The following is a 23,232-nucleotide window of genomic DNA, read 5'->3' on the forward strand; positions in this document are numbered from 1 at the left end:
CACCCGAACGGCGTTGGAGACACAGACATGGCCCACACCCCCGTCAACCACCCCGCGCGGCCGGTCTACCGGGCGATCGGCGGGCTGACCGGTCTGTACCTGGTGGCCTTCGGCGTGCTCGGCATCATCGCGAGCGCCGGCAACGAGGTCCTCGCCCAGGATGACACCCAGGTCCTCGGCCAGGGCACGAACCTCGGCTTCTCGCTGCTCACCGCCCTGCTCGGGGCGGCGGTGCTGGCCGGCACCGTGATCGGTCGCAACATCGACGTCATGATCAACCAGTGGCTGGCGTACACCATCATGGTGATCAGCCTCGCCGGTCTCGCCTTCATCCAGACCGAGGCCAACATCTTCAACTTCAGCATCATCACCGTCATCGTGCTGATGGTGGTCAGCCTGGTCCTGCTGACGGCCGGCATGTACGGCAAGGTCGGCACCGACGAGGAGCAGGAGGCCTGGCAGAAGGCCCGCCTCGTGCTCTGAGTCGTCGCTGGTTGCTCTCCGGGTTGTCGCCGGAGCCCGACCCGCTCCGGGCGGTCAGGCCTGATCCCTCCGCCGGTCGGGCTCCGGCGAAACCTGTCAGGGTCCCGCTCCAGCCCGGCCCTGCGGCCCGGTGGGGGTGGGACCTTTTGGTTTGCCTCCGCCGGGCGAGGCCTTCGGGCGTTTTGACGGACATCGGCCTTCTGTCCGGGTGACAATCGGGTGATTGTCACTACTCGGGCGGAGGGGTCATGGTCCACTTTCCGGTAAACCACCCGGCGCGGCCGATCTACCGGGTCCTCGCCGGGCTGGTCGGGCTCTACATCCTGGTCTTCGGGGTCTGGGGCACCGTCCAGACGCTGGGCGAACCACTCTTCGACCGGGGCGACACCTGGGTCCTCGGGCTCCGCACCAACCTGGCGTTCTCGCTGGTCTCGGTGATCTTCGGAATCGTGCTGATCATCGGCGCCTCCCGGCGCGGCAACCTCGGCCACTACATGAACCTGACCGCCGGAGTCGTCTTCCTGGTGACCAGCATCCTCATGATGGCCGTGCTCCAGACCGAGGCCAACTTCCTCAACTTCTCGATGTCCACCGTCATCGTGTCGATGTTCTTCGGCCTCCTCCTGCTCGGCACCGGCCTGTACGACAAGGTCGGCACCGACGAGCACGCCGCGGAGGAGCGGCGTCACCGCCACCACCCCGTCTCCGAGGCGCACACCCGCTGACCGCGGCGGACTCAGCGCCCCCGCACCGTGATCAGGCCCGGCTTGGCCTCCAGGTGCGACAGCCCGTTCCAGGCCAGGTTGACCAGGTGCGCCGCCACCGTCTCCTTCCGCGGCTTGCGCACCTCCAGCCACCAGCGGCCCGTCAGCGCCACCATGCCCACCAGCGCCTGCGAGTAGAGCTCGGCCAGCTTCGGGTCGTACCCGCGGCCGGAGAACTCCGCGCCCAGGATGTGCTCCACCTGGTGCGCCACGTCGTTCATCACGCTGCTGAAGTTGCCCGTCGCCGACAGCACCGGAGACTCGCGCACCAGCACCCGGAAGCCGCTGGTCTCCTCCTCGATGTACGTCAGCAGGGCCATCGCCGCCTGCTCCAGCAGCTCCCGCGGGTGGCCGGCGGTCAGGGCCGTGGTGATCCGGTCCAGCAGGGCCCGGACCTCCCGGTCCACCACCACCGCGTAGAGCCCCTCCTTGCCGCCGAAGTGCTCGTAGACCACCGGCTTGGAGACCTTCGCGCGGGCCGCCACCTCCTCTATCGAGGTGGCGTCGAAACCGCGCTCGGCGAAGATCTGCCGGGCGATCGAGATCAACTGCTCGCGGCGCTGGGCGGCCGACATGCGTACCCGTGAGGAGGGCTTGCCGGCGGGACCCGCTCGCCGCCGGCCGGTGCTGCCGTCGCTGCCAGGGGCATCCGCCATGTCGTCACTCCGCTGGCGCTCGGTGACGCCCTGTCGTGGGATGGTGCCGCCGGTGTGCTGGCTCATCTGGTCGCCCCACCGGCGGCCGGTCGGGTGGCGCTACGCCGCCCGACCGTATCCCCGCCGGGCCCGGCTCCCATGGTGCCGGGCCGTCCGTCGTTGCCCCCGCTGTGCTCGGTCACCCGGCCATACTGCCAGGTAGCCTTCGTCGGCACCGCCCGGTTTACCGCTCGCTGACCGGCTTGACGAGCTTCGCCGCGATGCGTTCGGGCTTCGGCCACCGCACGTCCCAGGCCGCGCCGACCTTCTCGAACAACCAGATCACCCGCGCCGAGATGTCCACCTGACCCCGCAGCACGCCGTGTCGGGCGCTGGTCGGGTCGGCGTGGTGCAGGTTGTGCCAGCTCTCGCCGAGCGACAGGATCGCCAGCGGCCAGAAGTTCGACGCCCGGTCGCCCTGGCGCATCGCGAACGGCCGCTCCCCGTAGACGTGGCACACCGAGTTGATCGACCAGGTCACGTGGTGCAGCAGCGCGATGCGGACGAGGCCGCCCCAGAAGAGGGCGGTCAGCGCGCCCTGCCACGACCAGGTGAGCAGGCCGCCCATCAGCGCGGGCCCCAGCACCGAGACGGTCACCAGCAGCGGGAAGAGCCGGTCCACCCGGTTGATGTCGCGGTCGGCGAGCAGGTCCGGGGCGAACCGCTTCCGGTTGGACAACTCCCGGCCGAAGAGCCAGCCGACGTGCGCGTGGAACAGGCCCTTGACCAGGCCACGGACGCTCTCCCCGAACCGCCACGGCGAGTGCGGGTCGCCGTCGAGGTCGGAGAAGGCGTGATGGCGCCGGTGGTCGGCCACCCACTGGATGATCTCGCCCTGCACCGCCAGCGAGCCCGAGACCGCCAGCGCCACCCGCAGCCACCGCCTCGCCTTGAACGAGCCGTGCGTGAAGTACCGGTGGTAGCCGACGGTGATGCCCAGCCCCGAGATCACGTACCAGACCGCGGCCACGGCCACGTCGGTCCAGCTCAGCCAGCCGCCCCAGGCGACCGGTACGGCGGCGACGAGGGCCAGGAAGGGGACCACCACGAACGCCCAGAGGGCGACGAGGATGCCTCGGGACTGGCTGCCCTGGGTAAGGGGTTTGGGGCCGCTGGCGGCGGGCTCGAGGAGTGTGGTGGACATGGCACCTCGCAGAGGGACGGGAGATCACGAAGTTACGCCTACGTCACCGTAACTTAGGTTCCCGGCGAGCGCAGCGGACAGCGTCGGGCATGAATGCCCAGCAGTGTCGTACGCACGTTCTAACGTGCTGCTCGTGACAGATTCGCTCGCCGCCGAGGTGCGTCGGCTGCGTACCGTCGAGCAGCTCTCCGTCCGCGAGATCCGGGCGCGCACCGGCCTTGGCCGTGACCGGGTGCACGAGTTGCTCCGGGGCGTCCCGCCGCCGGAGCGGACACGCCGGCCGCGCGCCAAGGACGACCTCAGGTCCGCGGCCGCGGAGCTGCGCGCCGAGGGGCGGTCGGTCAATGACATCGCCCGGCAGCTCGGCGTGGCCAAGTCCACCGCGTACCAGTGGGTCAGGCACCTGCCGCTGGACGCGGACGAGGCGGTCGCCGAGCGGCGGCGGGCGCATTCGGCGCTGATGACCGAGGCGCGATGGGCGGCGCACCGCGAGGCCCGGGACGCCGCCCAGGCCGCGGAGCGGGGGCGGGCGGCGGGCGTGGTGGGGTCCCTCGGCGAACGGGATCTGCTCCTCCTCGGCGCGGCGATCTACTGGTGCGAGGGGACCAAGTCGAAGCCGTGGCGGCGGGACGACCGCCTCCAGTTCGTCAACAGCGATCCGGGCCTGCTCGTGCTCTTCCTGCGCTTCCTTGAGGTGTGCGGGGTCGGCCGAGACGTCCCCGGCTATCGCGTCAGCATCCACGAGACGGCCGACGCCGAGGCTGCCGTGACCTGGTGGGCGCGGGAACTCGATCTGCCGGTCGAGCGCTTCCAGCCCGCCAGTCTCAAGAAACACAAGGCGGCGACGGTGCGCCGCAACGTCGGTGATGACTATCGTGGCTGTCTGGTGATCACGGTGCCGCGCAGTCGCGAGCTCTACTGGCGGATCGAAGGTATGATCGCCGAGCTGTTCCGGATCGCGGGCGGTAGCAACAGAAATTGACGGCTCGTGCAGCTTGACATTCAATGGGGTGTGGGGTAACGGCAACCCGCAGGCCTTTGGAGCCTTGAGCTCCTGGTTCGAATCCAGGCACCCCAGCTCAAACCGCATCTACCGGCATTCGTGCGGCCGTGCCAGACGCCGGCCCACTGTCTGGTTAGCATGGCCGCGAGAGTGTCCGCCGTCCCGACGGGAGCCCGCGTCGTGTCCCAGCCCCACCTCCGCACCGTTGTCGTGCTCGCCGCCGGGGAGGGCAAGCGGATGAAGTCGGCGCTGCCCAAGGTGCTGCACCCGCTGCTCGGTCGTACCCTCGTCGGCCACGTGCTCGCCGCGGCCGCGCCACTGGCCGCCGACCGCACGGTGGTCGTGGTGGGTCACGGCGCCGACCAGGTCCGCGCGCACCTGGCGGAGATCGCCCCCCAGGCCACGCCGGTGCTCCAGGCCGAGCAGCTCGGCACCGGGCACGCCGTCCGGATCGCCCTGGACGCCGCGCCGGACGCGACGGGCACCGTGGTCGTGATCAACGGCGACGTGCCGCTGCTCCGCCCGGAGACGGTGGCCGCGCTCGTCGAGGCGCACGAGGGCGCGGGCGCGGCGGCGACCGTGCTCGCCGCGGAGGTGCCCGACCCGACCGGCCTGGGCCGGATCGTGCGGGACGCCGACGGGCGGCTGGAGCAGATCGTCGAGGAGCGGGACGCCACCCCGGCGCAGCGCGCGATCCGGGAGATCAACGCCGGCATCTACGCGTTCGACGCGGCCCGGCTGCGCGACGCGCTCGGCAAGCTGTCGACCGACAACGACCAGGGCGAGGAGTACCTGACGGACGTCTTCGGCCTGCTGGTCTCGGCCGGCGAGCCGGTGGCGGTGCACGTCGCTGCCGACCATGTCGAGACGCTGGGCTGCAACGACCGGGTCGAGTTGGCCGTGCTGCGCCGCCTGCTGCGCGACCGGGTCAACGAGGCCTGGATGCGGACCGGGGTCAGCCTGCTCGACCCGGACACCACGTGGATCGACGTGACGGTCGCCCTGGACCGGGACGCGGTGGTCGACCAGAACACCCAGCTGCGCGGCGGCACGGTGGTCGGCACCGGCGCGGTCGTGGGGCCGGACGTGACGCTGATCGACACCGTGGTCGGCCCGGGCGCCACCGTGCTGCGCAGCCACGCGGTGGGCGCCGAGGTCGGTCCGGGCGCCACCGTCGGGCCGTACGCGTACCTGCGGCCGGACGCCCGGCTGGCGGAGAAGGCCAAGGTGGGCACGTTCGTCGAGGTGAAGAACTCCGAGGTGGGCGCGGGCGCCAAGGTGCCGCACCTGTCGTACGTGGGGGACGCGACGATCGGCGCGAAGGCCAACATCGGCGCGGCGACGATCTTCGTGAACTACGACGGGGTGAACAAGCACCGCACGACGGTCGGCGAGGCTGCCTTCATCGGCTGCGACACCAGCCTGATCGCGCCGGTCGAGGTGGGCGCGGGGGCGTACGTGGCGGCGGGCAGCGCGATCACCCAGGACGTGCCGCCCGGCGCGCTCGGGGTGACCCGGGCGCCGCAGCGCAGCATCGACGGTTGGGTGGCCCGCAAGCGGGCCGGCACGGTCTCCGCCGAGGCGGCACAGCGGGCCGGCGGTGCTGGTCGGGCCGACGAGGATGCGTCGGCGCGCGCTTTCGGGGCAAGTGAAGGTGAGGCAATCCACGGGGATGCCGAGGCGGTCAACCCGGCGTCCGGCGCGGGGGATACTGCAACCGAATAGTCCCCGGCCCACCACCACCGTGCCGGGTACCACCGACCAACGGGAGCAGACGGGCCCATGGGCAGCATCGTCGCCGAAAACCGCAAGAGCCTGATGCTTTTTTCCGGACGTGGCTTTCCGGAGTTGGCCAAGGAGATCGGTGAGGTGCTCGGCGTCGCGCCGACGCCGGCCGACGCGTACGAGTTCGCCAACGGCGAGATCTTCGTACGGTTCAAGGACTCGGTGCGTGGTTCGGACGCCTTCGTGGTGCAGTCCGTGACGCACGGGGTCAACACCTGGGTCATGGAGACCCTGATCATGATCGACGCGCTGAAGCGCGGTTCGGCCAAGCGGATCACCGTGGTCCTGCCGTTCTACCCGTACGCCCGGCAGGACAAGAAGCATCGCGGCCGGGAGCCGATCTCGGCGCGTCTGATCGCCGACCTGTTGAAGACGGCCGGGGCCAACCGCATCCTCACCGTCGACCTGCACACCGCGCAGATCCAGGGCTTCTTCGACGGCCCGGTCGACCACCTGTTCGCGATGGACATCCTGGCCGAGTACGTCCAGCACAAGTACGCGGGCCGCCCGATGACGGTGGTCGCGCCGGACTCGGGCCGGGTGCGGGTGGCGGAGCGGTGGACCGACCGGTTGGGCGGCTGCCCGCTGGCCTTCATCCACAAGACCCGGGACCCGTTGAAGCCGAACCAGGTGGTGGCGAACCGCGTGGTCGGCGAGGTCGAGGGGCGGGTCTGCCTGATCGTCGACGACATGATCGACACGGGCGGCACGATCTGCAAGGCGGCGGACATCCTCCGGGAGTCCGGCGCCGCCGACGTGATCGTCGCCTCCACCCACGCCCTGCTCTCCGACCCGGCGACCGAGCGGCTGAAGAACAGCCCGATCAGCGAGGTCGTGGTGACCAACACGCTGCCGCTGCCGCCGGAGAAGCAGCTCGACAAGCTCACCGTGCTGTCGATCGCGCCGCTGCTGGCGCGGGCGATCCGCGAGGTGTTCGACGACGGCTCGGTGACCACCCTCTTCGGTGGCCTGAGCTGACCACCCGACGCGCGTGAGCCGGGCGGGGGCGGTGCCCCGGCCCGGCGTCCGCGTCGCCCTGCGGGCCGGCGGGAACGGTGATATGGGGACTGCCGGAAAGCGCGGAATCAGCTCGGGTAGACTGGTGCGGTTGCCACGGCGAGGGTGCCCGGCGGGCCGCTGACAAGCGCCGCACGGAGGCACCGTCATCGACGCGGTGCTCCGGGCAGTCGTTCTCGACGCATGAGCCCCAGCGAGCCCCTCGCCCCAGCACCGCCAGTCGACAAGCCGCCGCAGCGAAGCATCAGGAGTTTCCCCGTGTCCGAGGTAAAGATCAGCGCCGAGCCCCGTACCGAGTTCGGCAAGGGTGGTGCCCGTCGTACCCGCCGGGCCGGCAAGGTGCCCGCCGTGCTGTACGGCCACGGCGAGAAGCCCAAGCACATCGCGCTGCCGGCCCGTGAGTTCGCGGCCGCGATCCGCAAGGGCGGCGCCAACCAGCTCTTCGCGATCGAGGTCAGCGACGGCACCCAGGTGCTGGCGCTGCCGAAGGCGATCCAGCGTGACCCGATCAAGGACACCTTCGAGCACGTGGACCTGCTGCTGGTCCGCCGGGGCGAGAAGGTCACCGTCGAGGTCCCGGTCCAGCTGACCGGTGAGGCCGCGAAGGACACGCTGATCGTGCACGACCACGACACCCTCTCGGTGACCGCCGACGCCACCAAGGTGCCGGACCATCTGGAGGCGTCGATCGAGGGCCTGGAGGCGGGCACCCAGATCACCGCCGGTGACGTGGAGCTGCCGGCCGGCGTCGAGCTGGTCGCCGACCCGGAGCTGCCGGTCGCCGCCGTGACCGCCGCGCCGACCGCCGAGCAGCTCGAGGCCACCCTCCCCGAGGTCGAGGAGGCCGCCGAGGAGGCCGAGGCCGAGGTCGGCGAGGAGACCGCCGAGGGCGCCGAGGCTCCGGCCGCCGAGGGCGAGGAGACCGCCGAGGCGAAGACCGAGGCCTGATCGGTCCGCATCGTTGCCACAGGCGTCCCCGCGCGGTCGGGGGCGCCTGTCGGCGTATCGGTGCCCGGGCAGGTGGGTGAGGGTGAGCAGCGGGAGGGGCGGGGCGTGACGGACGAGGCGGGGCCGTGGCTGGTGGTCGGCCTGGGCAACCCCGGTCGGGAGTACGCCGGCAACCGGCACAACGTCGGCTTCATGGTGGCCGACCTGCTGGCGGGTCGGCTCGGCGCGAGGTTCGGCCGGCACAAGCGGGCGGTGGCGGAGGTCGCCGAGGGGCGGCTCGGGCTCGGTGGGCCGAAGCTGGTGCTGGTCAAGCCGCTGACCTACATGAACCTCTCCGGCGGGCCGGTGGCCGGCCTGGCCCAGTTCCACAAGGTGCCGCCTGGCCAGGTGATCGCCGTGCACGACGAGCTGGACATCGGCTACGGCCAGGTGCGGGTGAAGTGCGGCGGCGGCGAGGGCGGGCACAACGGCCTGCGGTCGATGTCGAAGTCGCTGGGCACGAAGGAGTACGTCCGGGTGCGGTTCGGCATCGGCCGGCCGCCGGGACGGCAGGATCCGGCGGACTACGTACTGTCGGATTTCAGTGCGGCCGAGCGTAAGGAACTGGAGTTCCTGGTGGACCGGGCGGCGGACGTGGTGGAGTCGGTGATCACCAGGGGCGTGGAGCCGACGCAGAATCTCTACCACGGGGTGTGAGCGCCGGATCGCCCGCGGTGAGCCGGTAGTCTTCGCCTTTCGGCGTGGCGCACCGGCGACGCGGCTCGGCGTGCCGGCGCGGAGCGTGGCGAGGCGACGGGAGCGGGAATCATGGGCAGTCCTCCGATGATCGACGGCGCGTTCGCCCGGTGGCTGGCGGCGCGGGCCAGTGTGGCGCTGGTCCGCCTGCGGTCCGAGATGGGTTTCGCCGACGCGGGGGCGTTGAAGGCCGCGGGCGACAAGGTCTCGCACGACCTGATCCGCACCGAGTTGGCGAAGTGGCGGCCGGGCGACGCGGTCCTCTCCGAGGAGGACGAGGGGTCGCGGCTGGCCTGGGCGGCGGAGGTGAACGCCGGGGCGGTGTCCCGGCTGACCGCCGACCGGGTGTGGATCGTCGACCCGCTGGACGGCACCCGGGAGTTCGCCGAGGAGGGGCGTTCGGACTGGGCGGTGCATGTGGCGCTCTGGTCGCGGGCCGCGCCGACGCCGCACGGCCTGGTCGCGGGCGCGGTCGCGCTGCCGGCGCAGCAGCGGTTGCTGGGCACCGACTATCCGCCGGCGTACCCGCCGATGATGGTGGAGGCGGCGACCGCGCCCGGCGGGCGGACGATCCGCCTGGCGGCGAGCCGGAGCCGGCCGCCGGTGTTCCTGACCGACCTGGCGGAGGACGTCGGGGCGCACCTGGTGCCGATGGGCTCGGCCGGGGCGAAGATCGCCGCGGTGGTGACCGGTGAGGTGGACGCCTACATCCACGCGGGCGGGCAGTACGAGTGGGATTCGGCGGCGCCGGTGGCTGTGGCGACGGCCACCGGACTGCACGCTTCCCGGATCGACGGTTCTGCGCTGAAATACAACGAGGCGGATCCGCGTCTGCCGGACCTGCTGGTCTGTCGCAAGGATCTCGCCAGTCGGTTGCTTGCAGCGCTGCAGCGTCATTCCGGGTAGCCTGAGCGGCACTTCTTGGCATACCCGACCGGAAAGGTCTGGAATCAGATGAGCGGATTCGACCGAAGCGAGCCCGTGTCATGACCGCCCCCGCCGCCTACCAGGTGTCCCACCTCGACGCGCTGGAGGCCGAGAGCATCTTCGTGATGCGCGAGGTGGTCGCCGAGATGGAGCGGCCGGTGCTGCTCTTCTCCGGCGGCAAGGACTCGATCGTCATGCTCCGGCTGGCCCAGAAGGCGTTCGCCCCGGCCAACATCCCGTTCCCGGTGATGCACGTGGACACCGGCCACAACTTCCCGGAGGTCCTCGAATACCGGGACCAGCGGGTCGCGGAGCTGGGGCTGCAACTGGTGGTGGCGAGCGTGCCGGAGGCCCTGGCCAGCGGCCTGGTCCGCGAGTCGGCCGACGGGATGCGCAACCGGATCCAGACCCCGGTGCTGCTGGAGGCGGTGGAGAAGCACCGCTTCGACGCGCTCTTCGGCGGCGCCCGCCGCGACGAGGAGAAGGCCCGCGCCAAGGAGCGGGTGTTCAGCTTCCGCGACGAGTTCGGCCAGTGGGACCCGAAGAACCAGCGTCCCGAGCTGTGGGCGCTCTACAACGGCCGCCACCACCCGGGCGAGTCGATCCGGGTCTTCCCGCTGTCCAACTGGACCGAGCTGGACGTGTGGCACTACATCGCCCGCGAGCGGATCGCCCTGCCGTCGATCTACTACGCGCACGAGCGCGAGGTGATCGAGCGGGACGGGATGCTCTACGCGGTCAATGAGTTCTTCCGCCCCCGGGCGGGCGAGGAGCGGTTCAAGGCGCGGGTGCGCTACCGGACGGTGGGCGACGCGTCCTGCACCGCGGCCGTCCGCTCCGACGCCGACACCGTGGAGAAGGTCATCGAGGAGGTCGCCGCCACCCGGATCACCGAGCGTGGCGCGACCCGCGGCGACGACCGGGTCAGCGAGGCCGCCATGGAGGACCGCAAGCGGGAGGGCTACTTCTGATGACCACCGAGACCGTCGCGCAGGCGACCACCGAGACGGCCGGTCGCCCCATGGACCTGCTGCGCTTCGCGACCGCCGGCAGCGTGGACGACGGCAAGTCGACCCTGATCGGGCGACTGCTGTACGACACCAAGTCGCTCTTCACCGACCAGCTCGCCGCCGTGGAGGCGGTCAGCGCGGCGCGGGGCGACGAGTACACCAACCTGGCGCTGCTCACCGACGGACTGCGGGCCGAGCGGGAGCAGGGCATCACCATCGACGTGGCGTACCGCTACTTCGCCACGCCGCGGCGGAAGTTCATCATCGCCGACACCCCCGGGCACATCCAGTACACCCGCAACATGGTCACCGGGGCGTCGACGGCCGACCTGGCGCTGATCCTGGTGGACGCCCGCAAGGGCCTGGTCGAGCAGTCCCGCCGGCACGCGTTCCTCTGCTCGCTGCTGCGGGTGCCGCACCTGGTCCTCTGCGTCAACAAGATGGACCTGGTCGACTACTCGCAGGAGGTCTTCGAGCGGATCGCGGACGAGTTCACGGCGTTCGCCGCGAAGCTCGACGCCCCCGACCTGACCGTGGTGCCGATCTCCGCGCTCAAGGGCGACAACATCGTCAGCCGGTCGGAGAACATGCCCTGGTACGAGGGGCCGTCGCTGCTGCACCACCTGGAGCGGGTGCACATCGCCAGCGACCGCAACCTGGTCGACGTCCGGTTCCCCGTGCAGTACGTGATCCGGCCGCAGTCCACCACCGTGACCGACTACCGGGGCTACGCCGGTCAGGTCGCCTCCGGCGTGCTCAAGCCGGGTGACGAGGTGATGGTGCTGCCGTCCGGCTTCACCAGCCGGATCTCCGCCGTGGAGACCGCCGACGGGCCGGTCGCGGAGGCGTTCCCGCCGATGTCGGTGACCGTACGCCTCGAGGACGAGATCGACATTTCGCGGGGCGACATGATCTGCCGGCCGAACAACGCCCCGGCGGTGGCCCAGGACATCGAGGCGATGGTCTGCTGGCTGGACGAGACCCGCCCGCTCCAGGTCGGCGGCAGGTACGCCGTCAAGCACACGACCCGCTCGGCGCGGGCCATCGTGCGCGGCCTGCACTACCGGCTGGACATCAACTCGCTGCACCGGGACGACTCGGCCGGCGAGCTGAGGCTCAACGAGATCGGCCGGGTGCGGCTGCGCACCACCGTGCCGCTGCTCGCGGACGAGTACCGGCGCAACCGCACCACCGGCGGGTTCGTCATCATCGACGAGACCACCAACCGTACGGTCGGCGCGGGGATGATCGTCGAGGCGCAGTGAGCCTCATCGGCGGGCGGGCGCCGACGCCCGCCCGTCGTCCGCCGCGCTGACCACGCCGGCCGCCGGGTCGGCCGTGCCCTCCGTCGGGCTGGCCGTGCCGGCGACCGTGGCCCGCGCGGTCGCGCGGGCCACGAGGCGCGTCCAGATCCGATAGCCGATCCAGCGGACCACCGGGACGGCCCGGCGCGTGAGCTGCCGCCAGGCGCGGAAGGCGAAGACAGCGCCGGCCGGCATCATCAGCAGCGCGGCCAGCCCGCCGGCAGGGGTGTCCCTCGCCGGGGCGAGGCCGCTGACCACCAGCCCGCCGAGTGCCGTCGCGGTGAGCGCCAGGCAGAGCAGGACGGACGTCGAGCCGAGCTGGCGGCGCAGTTGGAGGCGGAGCGCCGGCGGCTGCCGCCGCCACACCGGCAGGGCCGACCCGGCGACGACCGCCAGGAGCGCCAGGGCGGCGGCGAGCCGCCCGGCCCGCCCGCCGTCGACCAGCGCGAAGAGCGCCCAGTGGCCGATGCCGGCCAGCGCCGCCGCGTCGAACAGGCGCCAGCACAGGGCCACCGCGACGGCCTCGTGCGCCGCGGCGGCCCCCCGCGCGTGCGGGTTGGCGGCCAGGGCGTCGGTGAACCCCCGGGCGGCCCGGCCGACCCGGTCCCGCGACGCGTCCATCCGCGCCAGCAGGGCCAGGGCCGGCTCGTACGCCGGGTCCAGGACGAGGGCCTGCCGGCAGGCCTCCCGGGCCGCCCGGAGCCGGCCCATCCGCAGGTGGATCCGGGCGTCCAGCAGGTGGATGTCGGGGATGTCGTGGCGGATCTCCCGCGCGGTGTCGGCGTGCCGGCGGGCGACCACGACGCGGGTGGGGTTGCCGAGGGTCAGCAGTGCCTCCGCGAGCAGCGCGTGGGCCTCCCAGGACCGCGGCGCCAACTCCAGGGCGCGTCGGGCGGCGGCCGCCGCGTGGCCGGGGTGCCCGGCCGCCAGCAGGATCCGGGCCTTCTCCGCGAGCAGGTGCTCTTGGGCGCGGGCGACGCCGAGGGCCTGGTCCACCAGGCGCATGGCCTCCGCCAGCTGGCCAGTCGACCGGTGACAGCGGGCCAGGTGGAGCAGCAACCCGGCGTGCTGGGGTTGCTCGGCCAGCGCGCCGCGCAGCACCTGAGCCGCCTCGGCGTGCCGTCCGACGCGGCTCAGCGCCTGGGCGCGCTCCTGCGCGACCGTTCCGGCATCGCTCACGTCGCCTCCCGTGGGTGACAGCCTGAGCACCCCGATGAAGTTCGGCGGCGGCGTTCCGGCACGATCCGGTCGATGCCACACCCTACCGACCGTCCTGACCGGATGGTCGAGCCGCGCAGTCAGTCCAGCCGGGTCGCTCCCGCCCCGGGCAGGACGGTGACGTGGCCGGGCGCGGCGAAGCCGCGTTCGGCGTACGCGGTCGTGACGGCGGCGGCGACCGTGTCGGCGCGCTCCGCGTCGACCAGGGCGAGGACGCAGCCGCCGAAGCCGCCGCCGGTCATCCGTGCCCCCAGGGCACCGGCCGACAGGGCCGCCTCGACCGCCGTGTCGACCTCCGGCACCGTGATCTCGAAGTCGTCGCGCATCGAGGCGTGCGAGGCGGTCAGCAGCGGGCCGATCTCGCGTACCTTGCCGGCGCGCAGCAGGGCGACGGTGTCGAGCACCCGCTGGTCCTCGGTCACCACGTGCCGCACCCGGCGGCGGGTCTCGGCGTCGTCGAGCCGGGCCAGCGCGTCGGCCAGCCCGTCGGTGGGTACGTCCCGCAGCGCCGCGACGCCGAGCAGCCCGGCCGCCGCCTCGCAGGACCTGCGGCGGGCGGCGTACTCGCCGTCGGCGTGCCGGTGCGGGGCCCGGCTGTCGACCACCAGCACGGCTAGGCCGGCCGCGTCCAGGTCGAACGGGATGTGCTCGACGGACTCGTCGCGGCAGTCCAGGAAGAGCGCGTGCCCGGCGCGGCAGCGGATCACCGCCGACTGGTCCATGATCCCGGTCGGCGCGCCGACGTAGCCGTTCTCGGCGCGCTGGGCCAGCCGGGGCTGCCGGTCGGCGGGCAGGTCCAGCCCGCCCAGGTCGACCAGGGCGGCCAGCACGGCGGCCTCCAGCGCCGCCGAGGAGGAGAGCCCCGAGCCCAGCGGCACGTCGGAGGCGATCGCCAGCCGGGCGCCGGGCACGGCGTGCCCCGCCTCCCGCAGCGCCCAGACCACCCCGGCCACGTACGCGCCCCAGCCGGTGACCCGGCCCGGCCCGGCGACCTCGTCGGCGTCGAAGGCGATCGTCTCGCCGGACAGCTCGGACCAGACCGTCCAGCACTCGCCGGGCTGCGGCGCGGCGGCGACGACCGTGCGCAGCGGCAGGGCGAAGGGCAGCACGAAGCCGTCGTTGTAGTCGGTGTGCTCGCCGATCAGGTTGGCCCGGCCGGGCGCCGCCCAGCGGCCGGCGGGCGGCTCGGCGTACGCCGAACGGAAGCCGGCGGCGGCGCGCGCCGCGACGTCGTCGGTCACCGCGGCGCCACGAGGTGGGTGCGGTAGAAGGCCCAGGCGTCGCCCACCATGTCGTGCAGGGTCGGCTTCTGCGGCACCCAACCCAGCTCCTCGCGGGCCAGCGCGGACGAGGCGACCAGCTCGGCGGGGTCGCCCTCGCGGCGCGGGGCCACCTCGACGGGCACCGGGTGCCCGGTGACCTCGCGGACCACGTCGACGACCTGGCGGTTGGTGAAGCCGTTGCCGTTGCCCAGGTTGTAGATCCGGTGCTGGCCGGCGGTCGCCGCGTCGAGCGCGAGCAGGTGGGCGCGGGCCAGGTCGGCGACGTGGATGTAGTCGCGCACGCAGGTGCCGTCGACGGTGGGGTAGTCGTCGCCGAAGAGCTGGAGCTTCTCCCGGCGCCCGGCGGCCACCTCCAGCGCGATCGGGATCAGGTGGGTCTCCGGGTCGTGCCGCTCGCCGAGCGCGACGTCGCCGTCGAGGTGCGCCCCGGCCACGTTGAAGTAGCGCAGCGACACGGCGGCCAGGCCGTGCGCGACCGCCTCGGAGGTGAGCGCCATGTCGACGGCGAGCTTGGTGGCTCCGTAGGTGTTGGTGGGGGCCTTGACCGCGCTCTCCGGGATCGGCAGCTCGGTGGGGTTGCCGTAGACGGCGGCGGTGGAGGAGAAGACCAGCCGGGGCACGCGTGCGGCCCGGACGGCGTCGATCAGGGCGAGCGAGCCGACGGTGTTGGTGTGCCAGTAGAGCTCCGGCTTCACCATCGACTCGCCGGCGGCGATGAGGGCGGCGAAGTGCAGCACCCCGTCGAAGCCCGCCTCCGGGGTGAGCACCCGCGCGGCGTCGTGGAGGCCGGCGTCGACGTGGGTGGCGTCGGGGGCGAGCGCCTCCCGGTGGCCGGTGCGCAGGTCGTCGAGGACGACCACCTGGTGGCCGGCGTCGAGCAGCATCCGGGTCACCACGCTGCCGATGAAGCCGGCGCCGCCGGTGACGAGCAGTTTCACGTCGGTCTCCTCCCGCCCGGCCGTCCGCGTCGCGGCCATGTCGTGATCACCCTACGGCCGGTCGCCGTGCTTCCGCGCTCCGTCGACGCCCCGCCATTCCACCACAACCTCCCATGTTCGAACGGAGGTGAACATGAAGCCCCCGGCGGCCCGGCGCTGTCTACCATCACTGTCATGCGGGAAGCGGATGGTCCCGGGCCGCGTCGACGCGCCCGGACGCGACCGCGCCGCGAGCCGGGCCCGCTGGCCCGGGCCGTCGCCCGGATCGTGGTCCGCGCCGCCGACGGCGCCACCCGCGCGGTGACGGCCCTGCTCGGCGCCAGCCCCGCGGCCGGTCGGGAGCGGATCAGCGAGGCGGAGCTGCGTGACCTGGTCGCCGCCAACACCCTGCTCGACCCGGTCGAGCGCCGGATCATCGACGAGGTGCTGGTCGCCGGCGCGAGCCTGGTCCGCGAGGTGATGATGCCCCGCACCGAGGTGGTCTTCCTCTCCGCCCGGCTGACCATCGCCGAGGCGGAGCGGCTGGTCCGGGCCGAGACGCACACCCGCTACCCGGTCGTCGACGGCACCCACGACGACGTGGTCGGCTTCGTGCACCTGCGCGACGTGCTGCTGCGCCCCGACCTCGACCCCTGCACCACCGTCGGCGAGCTGACCCGGGAGGTGAAGCGGCTGCCCGGCAGCAAGCGGGTGCTCGCCGCGCTCAGCGAGATGCGCCGGGAGCGCCACCACCTCGCCGTGGTGGTCGACGAGTACGGCGGCACCGCCGGCATCGTCACCCTCGAGGACCTGATCGAGGAGCTGATCGGGGAGATCCACGACGAGTACGACACCGCCCCCGACCCGGTGCACGCCGGCCTGCCCGCCGTGGTGGACGGCCGGCTCAACCTCGCCGACTTCGCCGAGCGCACCGGGGTGACCCTGCCCCCGGGGCCGTACGAGACGGTGGGCGGCTTCGTGATGGCGGCGCTCGGCCGGCTCCCGGTCGCCGGCGACGAGGTGCCGGTGGCCGGCGGCCCGGCCGGCGCCGGCGGCCCGGCAGCCGACGACCCGCCCGGCGGCTGGCTGCTGCGGGTACACACGCTGGAGGGTCGCCGCGTGGCCCGGCTCACCGTCTCCGCCGTGCGCGTGCCGGAACCCCGGCGCGAGGTCACCGCTCCGGCGCCGGTGGGTCCGAGCCGACCCGCCGGCCCGTCATGACGTACGCCAGGCGTTGCTGACAGAATTGCCGGCATGTCCGACGTTCCCGCCCGCCCCCGCGTCTTCTCCGGCATCCAGCCGACGGCCGACTCGTTCCACCTCGGCAACTACCTGGGCGCGGTGCGGCACTGGGTGGCCCTGCAGGACACCCACGACGCCTACTACTGCGTGGTCGACCTGCACGCGATCACCGCCGGCCACGACCCGAAGGTGCTCACGCAGCGTTCCCGGCTGGCCGCCGCGCAGTTGTTCGCCGTGGGCCTCGACCCGGAGCGCAGCACGCTGTTCGTGCAGTCGCAGGTGCCCGAGCACCCGATGCTCGCCTGGGTCCTGGGCTGCATCACCGGGTTCGGCGAGGCGAGCCGGATGACCCAGTTCAAGGACAAGTCGCAGAAGCAGGGCGGCGAGCGGGCCAGCGTCGGCCTGTTCACCTACCCGATCCTCCAGGCCGCCGACATCCTGCTCTACCAGGCCCACGCCGTGCCGGTGGGCGAGGACCAGCGCCAGCACCTGGAGCTCTCCCGCGACCTGGCCCAGCGGTTCAACTCGCTGTTCGGGCAGACCTTCACCGTGCCCGCGCCGCACATCGTCAAGGACACCGCGAAGATCACCGACCTGCAGGACCCGACGGCGAAGATGTCGAAGTCGTCGTCCTCGCCCGCCGGCATCATCGACCTGCTGGAGGACCCGGCCCGCTCGGCCAAGAAGATCCGCTCGGCGGTTACCGACACCGGCCGGGAGATCGTCTTCGACGCCGAGACCAAGCCGGGCGTCTCCAACCTGCTCACCATCTACTCCGCCCTGACCGGGCGGAGCATCGACGACCTGGTGGCCGCGTACGCCGGCAAGGGCTACGGCGACCTGAAGAAGGACCTCGCCGAGGTGGTGCGGGAGTTCGTCACGCCGATCCAGGAGCGCACCCGGACCTACCTCGACGACCCGGCGCAGCTGGACAAGCTGCTCGCCGCCGGCGCGGAGAAGGCCCGCGTGGTCGCCGCGGCGACGCTGCGGGCCGCGTACGAGCGGGTGGGTTTCTTCCCGCCGGTGCGCGGCGAGTAGCGCCGCGGCGCGACGGGTGAGGGTAGACAGGTCGGTGGCCGGAGGGATGGCGCGGAGCGTGGATCGCAGGGACGGGGCGCCGGACGCCGGTGACACCATCCAGATCGGCATCGCGGTGGACATCCCGGAGCCGTGGGGCGGCACACTCACCCGACGCCGGGTCGAGGCCGGCGACCCCCAGGTCGTGCCCGCGCACGTGACCCTGCTCGGGCCGACCGAGATCCCGGTGGCGGCGCTGCCGGCGGTGGAGCGGCACCTCACCGCGGTCGCCGCCGCCCACCTGCCGTTCACGCTGCACCTGCGGGGCACCGGCACGTTCCGGCCGGTGACCCAGGTGGTCTTCGTGGCGGTGGCCGCCGGGATCAGCGAGTGCGAGCTGCTCGCCGCCGCGATCAGCGCCGCCCCGGAGCTGCGCCGCGAGGCGCGCTTCCCGTACCACCCGCACGTCACCGTGGCGCAGGACGTCGCGCCGGAGGCGCTGGACAAGGCGTACGAGGACCTGGCCGACTTCTCCGCGATGTTCGAGGTGGAGGCGTTCACCCTCTTCTCACACAGCGGGCAGACCCGGTGGCAGCCGCGCCGGGACTTCCGGCTGGGCGGCTGACCCCGTCCGCCGGCGCGTCGGGCGGCCGGGGCGACGACGCCGACCGGGCGACGCGCCGGGCCGGCGAGGGCCGGCGGCAGGTTGCCCCCGTGACGGCGATGGATCGGCGAGGATGACGGCGTGAACGTGTGGGGCCGCATCGAGGCGGGCGTCGACCGCCGGATCAGCGCCGCGCGCCGCCGGTCCGGTGCCGTCGACCACCTGTGGCGGGCCGGCGTGCTCTACGCCGAGGTGCTGGGCGGGCGGCTGGCCGCGGCGATCGCCTACTACGGCTTCTTCGCGGTGTTCGCGCTCGCGCTGGTCGCGTACTCGATCTTCGGGGCCATCCTGGAGGACAACGACGAGGTCAGCGCCGCCGCCGCCGAATTCCTGCGGGAGAACCTGCCGTTCCTCGACCCGGTGCAGATCGCCGACAGCAGCGGCACGGTCGGGGTGGTCGGCCTGGTCATCCTCGTCCTGACCGGCATCGGCTGGGTGGAGGCCATCCGCTCCTCGCAGCGGCTGATGTACGGGCTCAACCAGCAGCCCGGCAACCTGGTGGTGCGCCGCCTGGTCGACCTGGGCGTGCTGCTCGTCGTCTTCGTGCTGCTCGGCGTCTCGGTGGCGGCGGTGGACGCGCTGGAGTCGCTGCTGCGCTTCCTGCTGCGCAGCACCGGCTCGGTCGGCCTGACCACGGTCAGCGCGGTGCTCAGCGTGCTGGTCAACGCGGTGCTGGCCACCCTGCTGCTGGTGGCGGTGCCGAGGCTGCGGATGAGCCGGGTCCGGCTGCGCCCGGTGGTGCTGCTCGTCGCGGTCGGCATCACGCTGCTGAACACCGTCGGGCGCTACTACGTCGTGCGCACCGAGCGCAATCCGGCGTACACGGTGGTGGCGGGCGCGGTGGGGCTGCTGCTCTACCTCTACCTGCTCAACCAACTGGTGCTCTTCGGCGCGGCGCTCGCCGCGACGAGCCGGCGCGGCCGGGTGGTGGACCTGGCGGAGGGCCCACCGCCGGCCGACCTCGACGCGGACATGGATCCCGGCGCCCCCGGCGGGGCCGGATGAACGGGGGAGCGGGCGTGCGGATCTCGGTCGACGCGGGCTCGGCGGTGCCGCCGTACGAGCAGGTGCGCGGGCAGCTCGCGGAGCTGATCGGGACGGGCCGGCTGGCGGTCGGCACCCGGCTGCCGACGGTGCGGCAGTTCGCGGCGGACCTCGGGCTGGCGGTCAACACGGTGGCCCGGGCCTACCGGGAGCTGGAGGCGGCCGGCCTGCTGGAGACCCGGGGCCGGCACGGCACCTTCGTCGCACCCGGCCGCGATGACGCGCTGGACCGGTTGCAGCGGGTGGCGGCCGACTACGCCGCCGAGGCCGCCCGGTTGGGGGTGCCGCCGCCGGCGGCGCTCGCCCTGGTCCGCGCGGCCCTGGACGCGGCGCGGCCGGGCTGACGGCGCGACGGCGGGGGCGGGTGGCCGCGCGGACGAGGATCGGACCGTCACGGTGACGGCGATTGAGCCGAATGCCACCCGCGTTTCCGGTGGGACGGACGATGATGGGCGCGTGGGCGCACTCGTGACACTGGACCTGCCGGAAGACTCCCCGATGCTCGGCCTGCCGTGGATCATCACCTTCGGCCCGCTCGGCGACGCCGACGAGTGGGAGCCGGTGGTCTGCGGCCCCTACGAGCGACCGCACGCCCTCGCGCTGGCCGAGGCGGTGGTCGCCGAGGAGCAGCTGATGGCGGTGGTCGAGCCGCTGCTGCCGGCGGTGTCGGCGGAGGAGATACGGGGCGAGATCGCCGCCGCGCAGGTCGCCGCCGAGGACGAGTCGGCCCGGATCGAGGAGGCCGACCTCTACGGCGACTTCGAGGACACCATCGACGAGGAACTCGAGGCGACGGCTGCGGAGGAGCACCGCACCGAGCCGCTCGCCCCGCCCAGCGAGGCCGAGCTGCGGGCCGGCTTCAGCCGTATCGCCGCGAAGCTCACCGGCGGCGCCGCCTGAGCCGATCGGCAGGGACCCGGGCGGGCCGGGGGCGACACCTGTCCGGGATGGACGCCGGCGCCCCGGGGAGCGGACTCCACGAGGCGCCGGCGCCACCTCACCCCCCACCACAAGGGGTCGGTGGCCCAGCCGCCCGTCGGCGCGGGGCACAACGGACGACCAGGTCGATGACGGGTTACCCGCTCAGCGCCGTTCGAACCAGGCGGCCGCGTCGACCGGGAGCAGGTGACCCGTGCCCTGGCCGGTGAGCGCCTCGCTGGCGGCGATCGGCTCGCCGTACCCGTCGATCAGGGCCGGGGCACCGCTGATGTTGACCACGCAGGTCAGCACGGTGTCGCCGGCGGCGCGGCTGAAGGCGAGCACGCCCGGCCCGGTCTCCAGCCAGGTGACCCCGCCCGCGTCGGCGGCCAGCGCCGGGTGCGCGTGACGGATCCGCAGGGCGGTGCGGTAGAGCTCCAGCGTCGAGCCGGGCACGCCGGCCTGGGCGGCGACCGAGAGGGCGCGCCAGGTCGCCGGGGCCGGCAGCCAGCTCAGCTCGCTGCCCTCCGGCCCGAAGCCGTACGGGGCCAGCTCGCCGCTCCACGGGATCGGCACCCGGCAGCCGTCCCGGCTCTCGCCGGTGCGCAGGAACGCCGGGTCCTGGCGCAGCTCGTCCGGCAGGTCGAGCACCTCCGGCAGGCCCAGCTCCTCGCCCTGGTAGACGTAGGCACAGCCGGGCAGGGCGAGCATCAGCAGGGTGGCGGCCCGCGCCCGGCGCAGCCCCTCGGCGCCGTCGCCGTAGCGGGTGACGTGCCGCTGCTTGTCGTGGTTCGAGAGCACCCAGGTCGTCGGCGCGCCGACGATGGCCGACTCGGCGAGCGCGGTGTCGATCACCTTGCGGAACGATTCGGCCGACCACGTCGCGTCGAGGAAGTCGAAGCTGAACGCCTGGTGCAGCTCGTCCGGGCCGATGTAGCGGGCCAGCCGCTGCGGGGTCTCGGCCCACGCCTCGGCGACGGCCATCCGGCCGCCGGGGTAGCTGTCCAGGATCGGCCGCCAGGCGCGGTAGATCTCGTGCACCTCGTCCTGGTCGAAGTAGGGGAGCCGGCCCTTGCCGAGCAGCTCCACCTGGCGCTGCCCCGTGGTCATCGTGCTGAAGCCGACGTCGGGCAGGCCCTCGGCCTTGATCATGCCGTGCGCCACGTCGATCCGGAAGCCGTCCACGCCCCGGTCCAGCCAGAAGCGCAGGATGTCCTCGAACTCGGCGCGGACCTCGGGGTGGCGCCAGTTCAGGTCCGGCTGGGCCGGGTCGAACAGGTGCAGGTACCACTGGCCGTCGTCCACCCGCGTCCAGGCGGGGCCGCCGAAGATGCTCTCCCAGTCGTTCGGGGGCAGCTCGCCGTCCGCGCCCCCGCCGTCGGCGAAGAGGTAGCGTTCGCGCTCGGCGGAGCCCGGGCCGGAGGCCAGGGCGGCCTGGAACCACGGGTGCCGGTCGGAGGTGTGGTTGGGCACCAGGTCGACGATGATTCGCAGGCCGAGCGCGTGCGCGTCGGTGATCATCGCGTCGAAGTCGGCGAGGGTGCCGAACATCGGGTCGACGTCGCGGTAGTCGGCGACGTCGTAGCCGCCGTCGACCATCGGGGAGGTGTAGAAGGGGGTCAGCCAGAGCGCGTCCACGCCGAGTTCGCGCAGGTACGGCAGGCGCTCGCGGATGCCCTGCAGGTCGCCGATCCCGTCGCCGTTGGAGTCGGCGAAGCTGCGGACGTAGACCTGGTAGACGACCGCGGAACGCCACCAGTCGTCGTCGGCGGTCAGCGGCGTGGGGTTGCTGACGGTCATCGGAGGCGGTTTCCCCGTTCTGTGACGCGCGGGACAGCACACCCGGCGCGGTGCGGGTGGAAGGCGCGGTCTGAGCAGGATGCCGCCCGGGTGCTGCAAGAGTCAAGCATTTCTTGCGCAAGGGATGGCCCCGGTCACGCCCCGCGCGAGCGCCCACGGCCGGTCCGCCGGGCCCCGGGCGGGGCGGCAGCCGCGGCGGGCGGTCAGGCGGGGACGGCGAGCGCGGGCGGTGCGGGGCGCTGGCGGCCCGGGGCGCCGCCGCTGGCCGGACGGGTGCCGCCGGCCGGGGCGACCGCGGTGGAGCCGCGCACCACCAGCTCGGGCCGGAACACGTACTCCGAGTGCGGGGCGGCGTGCCCGTTGATCTCGTCGACCAGGGCCCGGACGGCGGCGACCGCCATCGCGGCCACCGGCTGGCGCATGGTGGTCAGCGGCGGGTCCGTGAAGGCCATCAGCGGGGAGTCGTCGTAGCCGACCACCGAGAGGTCGGTCGGCACGGACAGGCCGCGCTGCCGGGCGGCCCGGATCGCGCCGAGCGCCATCAGGTCCGAGCCGCAGACGATGCCGGTGACGCCCCGGTCCAGCAGTCGTGCGGCGGCCGCCTCGCCACCCTCCACACCGAACAGGGAGAGCTCGGCCAGCTCGCCGAGGTCCGCCTCGGCCGCGCCGGCCAGCCGGCCCATCGCGGCCCGGAAGCCGGCCACCCGCCGCTGCACCGGCACGAACCGGTCCGGGCCGGTGATCAGGCCGATGCGGCGGTGCCCGAACGCCACCAGGTGGGCCACGGCCAGTTCGGTGGCCTCGCCGTCGTCGCAGGAGACGAAGGGGGCGGGGATGCCCGGCGCGTACCCGTTGATCATGACGATGGGCAGCGGACGGGCGATCAGGGCGCGGTACCTGTCGTGGTTGGCGGCGGTGTCGGCGTGCAGGCCGGAGACGAAGACGATCCCGGAGACCTGCCGGTCCAGCAGCATCTCGACGTACTCGTCCTCGGTGACTCCGCCCGGCGTCTGCGTGCACAGCACCGGGGTGAACCCGCTCTGCGCCAGCGTCGACTCGATCACCTGGGCGAAGGCGGGGAAGATCGGGTTCTCCAGTTCGGGCACCACCAGGCCCACCAGGCCGGCGCTGCGCTTGCGCAGCCGGGCGGGGCGCTCGTAGCCGAGCACGTCGAGGGCGGTCAGGACGGCCTGCCGGGTCTCGGGGGCCACGCCCGGGCGGTCGTTGAGCACCCGCGACACCGTGGCCTCGCTGACTTCGGCCTGCTGGGCGATGTCGGACAGTCGAGCGCGCATGGCCCGCACTTTAGCTCAC

General features: G+C 73.1%; 23 protein-coding genes and 1 tRNA gene. 17 read left to right on the forward strand and 7 right to left on the reverse strand.

The window, feature by feature from the left end; all coding sequences use genetic code 11:
* The first annotated feature begins 27 nt into the window (after positions 1-27).
* Entirely contained in the window at positions 28-483 is a 456-nt protein-coding gene (locus tag ACZ6Q9_RS09320) for a DUF4383 domain-containing protein (RefSeq protein ID WP_393452906.1), read from the forward strand.
* A 248-nt stretch (positions 484-731) separates the two neighbouring features.
* Positions 732-1,208: a DUF4383 domain-containing protein gene (locus tag ACZ6Q9_RS09325; protein ID WP_357694138.1), complete on the forward strand. Its 477-nt coding sequence runs from the start codon at positions 732-734 to the stop codon at positions 1,206-1,208.
* Positions 1,209-1,219: 11 nt separating this feature from the next.
* Here the strand turns inward: ACZ6Q9_RS09325 and ACZ6Q9_RS09330 are convergent, their stop codons facing one another.
* Positions 1,220-1,903, reverse strand: a complete 684-nt coding sequence (locus tag ACZ6Q9_RS09330) for a TetR family transcriptional regulator (protein WP_393259194.1) — start codon at positions 1,901-1,903, stop codon at positions 1,220-1,222.
* A gap of 223 nt (positions 1,904-2,126) precedes the next feature.
* Entirely contained in the window at positions 2,127-3,086 is a 960-nt protein-coding gene (locus ACZ6Q9_RS09335) for an acyl-CoA desaturase (RefSeq protein WP_393452903.1), read from the reverse strand.
* Positions 3,087-3,219: 133 nt separating this feature from the next.
* On the opposite strand from ACZ6Q9_RS09335, the gene ACZ6Q9_RS09340 reads away from it, so the two are divergent.
* From ACZ6Q9_RS09340 to cysN, 9 genes are all read left to right on the forward strand, one after another.
* On the forward strand, positions 3,220-4,068 hold the full coding sequence (locus ACZ6Q9_RS09340) for a helix-turn-helix domain-containing protein (protein ID WP_393452900.1): 849 nt from the start codon (positions 3,220-3,222) through the stop codon (positions 4,066-4,068).
* Positions 4,069-4,092: 24 nt separating this feature from the next.
* Positions 4,093-4,164: transfer RNA gene (locus tag ACZ6Q9_RS09345), tRNA-Gln, on the forward strand.
* A gap of 63 nt (positions 4,165-4,227) precedes the next feature.
* A complete protein-coding gene (glmU, locus tag ACZ6Q9_RS09350; RefSeq protein ID WP_466021397.1) occupies positions 4,228-5,814 on the forward strand; it encodes a bifunctional UDP-N-acetylglucosamine diphosphorylase/glucosamine-1-phosphate N-acetyltransferase GlmU in 1,587 nt (528 codons plus the stop codon).
* A gap of 57 nt (positions 5,815-5,871) precedes the next feature.
* On the forward strand, positions 5,872-6,852 hold the full coding sequence (locus ACZ6Q9_RS09355) for a ribose-phosphate diphosphokinase (RefSeq protein WP_357694146.1): 981 nt from the start codon (positions 5,872-5,874) through the stop codon (positions 6,850-6,852).
* A 297-nt stretch (positions 6,853-7,149) separates the two neighbouring features.
* Entirely contained in the window at positions 7,150-7,839 is a 690-nt protein-coding gene (locus ACZ6Q9_RS09360; protein ID WP_357694148.1) for a 50S ribosomal protein L25/general stress protein Ctc, read from the forward strand.
* A 105-nt stretch (positions 7,840-7,944) separates the two neighbouring features.
* On the forward strand, positions 7,945-8,535 hold the full coding sequence (gene pth, locus ACZ6Q9_RS09365; RefSeq protein WP_393258346.1) for an aminoacyl-tRNA hydrolase: 591 nt from the start codon (positions 7,945-7,947) through the stop codon (positions 8,533-8,535).
* Positions 8,536-8,646: 111 nt separating this feature from the next.
* Complete coding sequence (locus tag ACZ6Q9_RS09370) at positions 8,647-9,480, forward strand: inositol monophosphatase family protein (RefSeq protein WP_393258348.1); 834 nt, start codon at positions 8,647-8,649, stop codon at positions 9,478-9,480.
* A gap of 80 nt (positions 9,481-9,560) precedes the next feature.
* On the forward strand, positions 9,561-10,472 hold the full coding sequence (gene cysD, locus ACZ6Q9_RS09375; protein WP_357694153.1) for a sulfate adenylyltransferase subunit CysD: 912 nt from the start codon (positions 9,561-9,563) through the stop codon (positions 10,470-10,472).
* Positions 10,472-11,776 (forward strand): sulfate adenylyltransferase subunit CysN, encoded by a 1,305-nt coding sequence (gene cysN, locus ACZ6Q9_RS09380; RefSeq protein ID WP_393258350.1) that lies wholly within the window; start codon positions 10,472-10,474, stop codon positions 11,774-11,776. Before cysD ends, cysN begins: the two co-directional genes overlap by 1 nt.
* 3 nt (positions 11,777-11,779) lie before the next feature.
* On the opposite strand, the gene ACZ6Q9_RS09385 is transcribed toward cysN, so the two are convergent.
* From ACZ6Q9_RS09385 to galE, 3 genes are all read right to left on the reverse strand, one after another.
* A complete protein-coding gene (locus ACZ6Q9_RS09385) occupies positions 11,780-12,994 on the reverse strand; it encodes a tetratricopeptide repeat protein (protein WP_396829036.1) in 1,215 nt (404 codons plus the stop codon).
* Between the two features lie 119 nt (positions 12,995-13,113).
* Positions 13,114-14,274, reverse strand: a complete 1,161-nt coding sequence (galK, locus tag ACZ6Q9_RS09390) for a galactokinase (protein ID WP_396829035.1) — start codon at positions 14,272-14,274, stop codon at positions 13,114-13,116.
* Complete coding sequence (galE, locus tag ACZ6Q9_RS09395; protein ID WP_393258358.1) at positions 14,271-15,293, reverse strand: UDP-glucose 4-epimerase GalE; 1,023 nt, start codon at positions 15,291-15,293, stop codon at positions 14,271-14,273. Before galE ends, galK begins: the two co-directional genes overlap by 4 nt.
* A gap of 135 nt (positions 15,294-15,428) precedes the next feature.
* Here galE and ACZ6Q9_RS09400 point away from each other — a divergent pair, with 135 nt between their 5' ends.
* From ACZ6Q9_RS09400 to ACZ6Q9_RS09425, 6 genes are all read left to right on the forward strand, one after another.
* Positions 15,429-16,454 carry a hemolysin family protein gene (locus ACZ6Q9_RS09400; protein WP_393258361.1) on the forward strand — a complete coding sequence of 342 codons (1,026 nt, stop codon included), beginning with the start codon at positions 15,429-15,431 and terminating at the stop codon, positions 16,452-16,454.
* Between the two features lie 33 nt (positions 16,455-16,487).
* Positions 16,488-17,513 (forward strand): tryptophan--tRNA ligase, encoded by a 1,026-nt coding sequence (gene trpS, locus ACZ6Q9_RS09405; protein ID WP_350712060.1) that lies wholly within the window; start codon positions 16,488-16,490, stop codon positions 17,511-17,513.
* A gap of 46 nt (positions 17,514-17,559) precedes the next feature.
* On the forward strand, positions 17,560-18,117 hold the full coding sequence (locus ACZ6Q9_RS09410; protein WP_357694248.1) for a 2'-5' RNA ligase family protein: 558 nt from the start codon (positions 17,560-17,562) through the stop codon (positions 18,115-18,117).
* 120 nt (positions 18,118-18,237) lie between these two features.
* On the forward strand, positions 18,238-19,161 hold the full coding sequence (locus ACZ6Q9_RS09415) for a YhjD/YihY/BrkB family envelope integrity protein (protein ID WP_393258365.1): 924 nt from the start codon (positions 18,238-18,240) through the stop codon (positions 19,159-19,161).
* Between the two features lie 14 nt (positions 19,162-19,175).
* Entirely contained in the window at positions 19,176-19,544 is a 369-nt protein-coding gene (locus tag ACZ6Q9_RS09420; RefSeq protein ID WP_393258367.1) for a GntR family transcriptional regulator, read from the forward strand.
* A gap of 112 nt (positions 19,545-19,656) precedes the next feature.
* Positions 19,657-20,100 carry a hypothetical protein gene (locus tag ACZ6Q9_RS09425; protein WP_393258369.1) on the forward strand — a complete coding sequence of 148 codons (444 nt, stop codon included), beginning with the start codon at positions 19,657-19,659 and terminating at the stop codon, positions 20,098-20,100.
* A 183-nt stretch (positions 20,101-20,283) separates the two neighbouring features.
* On the opposite strand, the gene ACZ6Q9_RS09430 is transcribed toward ACZ6Q9_RS09425, so the two are convergent.
* Both ACZ6Q9_RS09430 and ACZ6Q9_RS09435 read right to left on the reverse strand, forming a co-directional pair.
* Positions 20,284-21,918 carry a glycoside hydrolase family 13 protein gene (locus ACZ6Q9_RS09430; protein WP_393258371.1) on the reverse strand — a complete coding sequence of 545 codons (1,635 nt, stop codon included), beginning with the start codon at positions 21,916-21,918 and terminating at the stop codon, positions 20,284-20,286.
* 203 nt (positions 21,919-22,121) lie between these two features.
* Complete coding sequence (locus tag ACZ6Q9_RS09435) at positions 22,122-23,213, reverse strand: LacI family DNA-binding transcriptional regulator (protein WP_396829034.1); 1,092 nt, start codon at positions 23,211-23,213, stop codon at positions 22,122-22,124.
* Between the last annotated feature and the right edge of the window lie 19 nt (positions 23,214-23,232).

It is taken from the genome of Micromonospora sp. NPDC049139 (genome assembly GCF_055586845.1).